The 5303-nt window shown below is 57.0% G+C and carries 5 protein-coding genes; 1 reads left to right on the top strand and 4 read right to left on the bottom strand.

Going from position 1 to position 5303, the window contains the following annotated elements:
• Positions 1-224: 224 nt before the first annotated feature.
• Genes hpnE through hpnC form a run of 3 tightly spaced genes read right to left on the bottom strand, consistent with a single transcriptional unit; the run spans position 225 to position 3705 of the window.
• The gene (gene hpnE / locus ACF8AM_RS00275; RefSeq protein WP_392553702.1) at positions 225-1679 is read right to left on the bottom strand and encodes a hydroxysqualene dehydroxylase HpnE; all 1455 of its coding nucleotides are present in this window, start codon (positions 1677-1679) and stop codon (positions 225-227) included.
• Positions 1676-2689, bottom strand: coding sequence for a phytoene/squalene synthase family protein (locus ACF8AM_RS00270; protein WP_392553701.1), 1014 nt, complete (start codon positions 2687-2689; stop codon positions 1676-1678). The genes hpnE and ACF8AM_RS00270 overlap by 4 nt, the downstream gene beginning before the upstream one ends.
• A complete protein-coding gene (gene hpnC, locus ACF8AM_RS00265; protein WP_392553700.1) occupies positions 2686-3705 on the bottom strand; it encodes a squalene synthase HpnC in 1020 nt (339 codons plus the stop codon). Before hpnC ends, ACF8AM_RS00270 begins: the two co-directional genes overlap by 4 nt.
• Positions 3706-3869: 164 nt before the next feature.
• On the opposite strand from hpnC, the gene ispH reads away from it, so the two are divergent.
• On the top strand, positions 3870-4820 hold the full coding sequence (gene ispH, locus ACF8AM_RS00260) for a 4-hydroxy-3-methylbut-2-enyl diphosphate reductase (RefSeq protein WP_392553699.1): 951 nt from the start codon (positions 3870-3872) through the stop codon (positions 4818-4820).
• Between the two features lie 39 nt (positions 4821-4859).
• On the opposite strand, the gene ACF8AM_RS00255 is transcribed toward ispH, so the two are convergent.
• On the bottom strand, positions 4860-5303 hold a 444-nt coding region (locus ACF8AM_RS00255; RefSeq protein WP_392553698.1), incomplete at its 5' end, for an ASPIC/UnbV domain-containing protein.

Here is a 5303-nt window from a genome sequence, read left to right as displayed (position 1 = left end):
CCGGACAGCGTTATGCATCCAGTACAGAACCATCTCACCTGGCGGATGATCCGTCTGGTCAGGTGCAACCACCCAGCGCCGACGCTCGGCCAATGATGCGGGGATCCGACGATCCAAAATGATTCACTCCCGTGAGAAAAGATCCTTTGACTCAATACCGTAGGTGCACGGCAAACGGTGGCAAGTGACAATTGCATCCGAGCCCTGGCGTCTGTGCTCACCCGCTACCGAATCAATCGGCGAGCCAGCCAACCTCGCTTCAGTCCAACGGGGACTTCGATCCCCTCATTTTCCACTGGTTTTCCCAGTGACTCAATCACGGACTTCGCCGCCATCTGCCCGCTGATCGCGGCTCCTTCCATCGTCGCGGGCCACCCCGTCGCAATCGCATCCCCGGCCAAATGGAGCCCCGGACGCGACGTTTTCGATTCAGGACGACGAACTTGGGTCGCCGGGCTGACACAAAACACAGCGTGCGGATCCGTCACAACACGAAACTTTCGTATCCGCGGCGTCCCAGCCTCAGGAAACGCCTCCGCCAACTCACGCACCACTTCGGTGACCAACTTCTCTTTGGGCCAATCACTGCCCGCGTGTCGTCCGCTGATGACCACCTGGTGGTAAACCCCTTCGTCGCGAGACGATTGATCGGCTTGATCAATCGGTTCTTGAAAGAACCACTGAGTCAATGTCCCCACCATCACCACATGTGGCAAAGCAGTCAGCGAACGATCCAGCCAAAGATGAATCCCGGTGATCGGTGACGAAGCAAACGGCGTCTCGGAATTGTCGTTTTCCGAAAAAGCCACCTTAACTTGCTGCTCCCATAATTCGGGAAACCAGCGGCGACTGACATGCCAGGGAGTCGCCAAGACGACATGCTCTGCGGCCCGCGATCCTCCGCTCGAACACTCCATGTTCCAACACCCACTCGTCTTGTCCCAGTGCAACCCACGGACGGATTTCCCAAGCCCAAATCGAACGCCGCGCTGCGACAAAGGCCGCCGAAAGGAGTCACCAAAGATTTCGGACAGCGGACGTTTGGGCACCCAAACGTCACTCGCGTGCCTCGCCCCAGCGAACCCGTCAATCATCACTTTTCGGGCAGCAGCCATCGACACTCGCTTTGGGATATCCCCCAACGCACTGACCAAAATCACTTCCCAAAACTTCTGCTGCGTGTCTTGGTTTTGCCCGTTGGCTTGCAGCCATTCCAGTGCCGTGCCCCCAATCAAGTCAGATTCACGAGTCCGCATCAGTCGCCACAAAGCCGACCGAATTTGACGTCGATTTTGTCCCGTCAAATGCTTGAGCGACGACAAAGAAGATGCCAAATGCAGCGGCGGAGGCAGCCAAGGACTCGGCCGAAAACGACTGAATCCGTGTTGAGGATGATAGAACGTCAATTCTTCGTACCGCTGAAAGTGCGACAGCAACCCCAGCCGCTGAAGCAGGTCCAGCAAAGCCGTGCAGCACCCCATCGCAACGTGTTGGCAATAGTCGACGGTCTGCCCCGTGGTCGGTTCCACGAACGAGCCCGCACGGCCGCCGGTTTGATGTCGCGAATCCAGCAATTCGACCTGCATCTCTCCACGCGCGAATGCCCGCGTGCGAGAAAGCGTTTCAGCGGCCGACAAACCTGCGATTCCGCCTCCAATCACAACCACGCGTTTCGTCATGCCGGGTCGTCACCACGTGCTGAAACTCGCCGGCCCTCGGCGGTCGTCAACTCCAACGGTGGAACAGGCAAACGTCGATACAACGGGCCCACAAAATGATTGGACACAATCCCGATTCGATCTCGCATCCCTAACGAAACCCGTCGTGAAACGACGGCATCGGGATCATCCATGATTCGTTGCAACAACTTTCGATAGGTTCGCCACATCATGCTGAACATCGGGCGACCGTCATCATGCAACGAATCCCACACACGCCACCCCGATTCAAACAACTCCGACGCGCGACGGGTTTCGTCTAGCAACAAACAACGCAACCGAGCGTCCCGACGTGGATGCAACAAATCGTCTTCTTCCAAACCATGCTGCTCATAGTGCTGGCGGGGCAAATAGATTCTCCCGCGACTCGCGTCTTCGCTGACGTCTCGCAGAATGTTGGTCAACTGAAACGCCAACCCGCAATCAACCGCAGCTTGCATCGGAAGAGGCGATCGAAATCCCCAAATGTGCAAACATGCGATTCCTACCGCCGAAGCAACCAAATAACAGTAGTGTTCCAATTGCTCGAACGTGTCGAACCGGTTCTTTTGCTGATCCGCCATCACCCCATCCACGATCTCCAGCAAATAGCGAGACGGAATCTCATACCGATTCGCAGCGTGCCGAAGCGCCGGCATGATGTCAGTTGCATGTCTCCCCAGATTCACCGAGCCATCCGGAGAGAGATCCTCGATGCCGTCCGCCAATCGAACCGGTTGATTCCCTTGGCCAATCAAATTCATCGCCGTGGTTTGTCGCCACCACTGCAACCAACTTCGCCGCAACGCGATTGGCTCGTCGCAGTCCCCCAAATCATCCGTCACACGGGCAAACGCATACAGAGCCGACATGGCATCCCGCTTCGCCCGCGGCAACAACCAAAACGAACGATAGAAACTGCTGCCCGATCGACGTGAAATCCGTCGCACGGCCGCGTAACTGGACACCAACTGTTTGAATTCGGATGTCATCGTGAGGCCTCCTCACGGTCACGTCCCGACCAACATCGCAACCACATCGCGCGTCCAAGCAGCCGCAACTGGGTCGACCGCCGGACGACCGGACGATTCCGCAAAACGTCGAATTGTATGGCTTCGATCGCATCGATGGTTGCCAAGCCTCCTTCGACGAACAATCGCAGATCCGCACTCAACCATCTTGGCACCCGTTCAACTAACGGCAGACCACGATGGAACCTCGCACGTGTCTCCTGGCACAGAAACTCGATCGCCTCGCGAATCGGCGTCGGAGTGCCTTGCCCGGGTTCCAAACCACGACGAATCACACCACCGTCAAACCCGAACCGCTGCATGATTGACTCCGGAATGTAGACTCGCCCCATCAACCGATCTCGCGAAACGTCCTGCCAGAAATTCACCAACTGCAGCGCCGTGCAAATCTCATCCGATGCCAACACGTTTTCGTCGGTGTCGGCCTCCGCCAACCGCAGAATCATCCGCCCAACGGGATTGGCCGAACGACGGCAATAATCGAGCAATTGCTCCTCGTCCTCGTAGCAATGAACTGTCTGATCCTGAGTGAACGCATCGAGCAAATCGTCCAGCAATTGTCGCGGGATGGAATATCGATGCACGGTGTCAGCGAGTGCCACGAAGATGCCTTCGTTCTGCCCCCCGTCTTCCGAGTACATGTGAGCGACGGCCTGGCGATACTCCTGCAGCGCCACCAGAGCTTTTTCGCAGGTCCCGGATTCATCGGCTCGATCATCGGCAGTGCGGCAAAAGGCATACAAATCGTAAAAAGGCTGCCGAAAGGCTCTTGGCAACAAACACGTCGCGACCAGAAAATTTTCGCGACTTGCCCGGGCAATCGCACGGCATTCGGCACGCGAATCCGCTAATGCATCGCGAAAACAGCCGTTCTTGTCGTCTCCGAGAATGATGTTGTTGGAGTCTCCCTCGGCGCGGACCTCTCTCAACGGCGGATCTGAATTGCGGTCAAAGGTGCTAACTGAGGGCAATGACATACCTGGTTGGGGCAGACCGCGAAGGCCAGTGGACAAAGCTCTGAAATGAGCCGTTGGACGTTTTGGGGCTTCTGCGGTTATTCTAGCCGATGACCAACTCCCCAGAACAAACTCGGGCCGCGTCCGATCGTGGACGCCCCCGCAAACTCAGAAATTCAACTCCCATGAAAATCATTTTGGCGGCTCCCCGAGGATTCTGTGCTGGAGTCAACATGGCAATTGATTCGCTGGATCTGACTCTGCAGAAATTTGGGCCACCGGTCTACGTCTACCACGAGATCGTCCACAACCAGTTCGTGGTCAAAACATTCCGCGAAAAAGGAGCCGTCTTCGTCGACACCATCGACGAAGTCCCGGAAGGCGGCGTGTTGCTGTTTTCCGCTCACGGTGTTTCGCCCGAAATCCGCAAGGCCGCTCAAGCTCGCAAGTTGCACGCTCTCGACGCGACCTGCCCCTTGGTCACCAAGGTTCACCTGGAAGCGATCAAGTACGCCAAAGCGGGTTACACGATCATCTTGATCGGCCACGAAGGCCACGACGAAGTGCTCGGCACCATGGGTGAAGCTCCCGAAGCGATCGTGTTGGTCGAAGATGAAGCCGATGTCGATCGATTGGAATTTGAACCCGGCACCCAACTGGCCTACCTCACCCAAACCACTCTGTCCGTCGACGATGCCGGTCGAGTCATCCGCCGTCTTCGCGAACGCTTCCCCGAGATTCACTCGCCCCCCAAAGACGACATCTGCTACGCGACCCAGAACCGGCAAGAAGCCGTCAAATTGCTGCGGGAAGATGCCGATGTGGTCGTTGTCCTGGGCAGCCAAAACAGCAGCAACAGTCAACGGCTTCGTGAACTCGCGGCGGAACAAGGCAAACGAGCGATGCTGGTCGACGGCCCACAAGATCTTTCCGCAGATCAGTTTTCAGATGAAGACACTGTGCTGATCACCGCCGGAGCCAGTGCCCCCGAATCCGTGGTCCAGTCCACCATCGATTGGCTGAAAGACAACTTCGATGCGTCCGTGGACACAAAAGTCGTCCGGGAAGAAGACGTGCAATTCCCACTGCCCAAACCCCTGCGAGCTTTCGCGGCGGAACAAGCCGCCGCAAAATGAGTGTCTGAATCAGTGGCATAAAAACCGTTGCGTTCTCTCTCACCGGTCTTCGAACGGTTCCTTCAAACCTTCCACGATGCCGATACGTCGATTGACATCAATGGGCTTGCTGTCGATCGCTTCCCATCGCTGAACATCCCCGCTTGGCCATTGCACGGTGATGGAATCCAGCGTGGCAACGTCACCCAAGCCAAGATGCAGGATCGCTTCGTTATGGCAAGCGTAACCGTCACCCGCAGCGACCATTGCAACCCAAACCTCTTCGCCCGCCACCACTTCGACTCGAGCCCCGAGGGCATCCCGCTCGGATTGTGGGCCGATCACCCGTAGCTGCAAAAAGTTGCCGAACGACTCGGTTTCGTTCCGCAAGAGTTCCGCCGCGGCATTCACATAGGTGACCACTGCATCCAATCGACCGTCGCGGTTGAAGTCACACGTTGCCACACCGCGACCGAGTCGTGCTCGTTCCCAATCGCCGTTGGG

It is taken from the genome of Rhodopirellula sp. JB055 (assembly GCF_043100905.1).
Lineage (GTDB): Bacteria > Planctomycetota > Planctomycetia > Pirellulales > Pirellulaceae > Rhodopirellula.
This window is presented reverse-complemented; position numbering and strand designations above follow the sequence as displayed.

Excerpts from the sequence above, each read along its gene's own strand:
- hpnC (WP_392553700.1), bottom strand. The coding sequence starts at position 3,705 with ATGTCATTGCCCTCAGTTAGCACCTTTGACCGCAATTCAGATCCGCCG.
- hpnE (WP_392553702.1), bottom strand. The coding sequence starts at position 1,679 with ATGACGAAACGCGTGGTTGTGATTGGAGGCGGAATCGCAGGTTTGTCG.
- ACF8AM_RS00270 (WP_392553701.1), bottom strand. The coding sequence starts at position 2,689 with ATGACATCCGAATTCAAACAGTTGGTGTCCAGTTACGCGGCCGTGCGA.
- ispH (WP_392553699.1), top strand. The coding sequence starts at position 3,870 with ATGAAAATCATTTTGGCGGCTCCCCGAGGATTCTGTGCTGGAGTCAAC.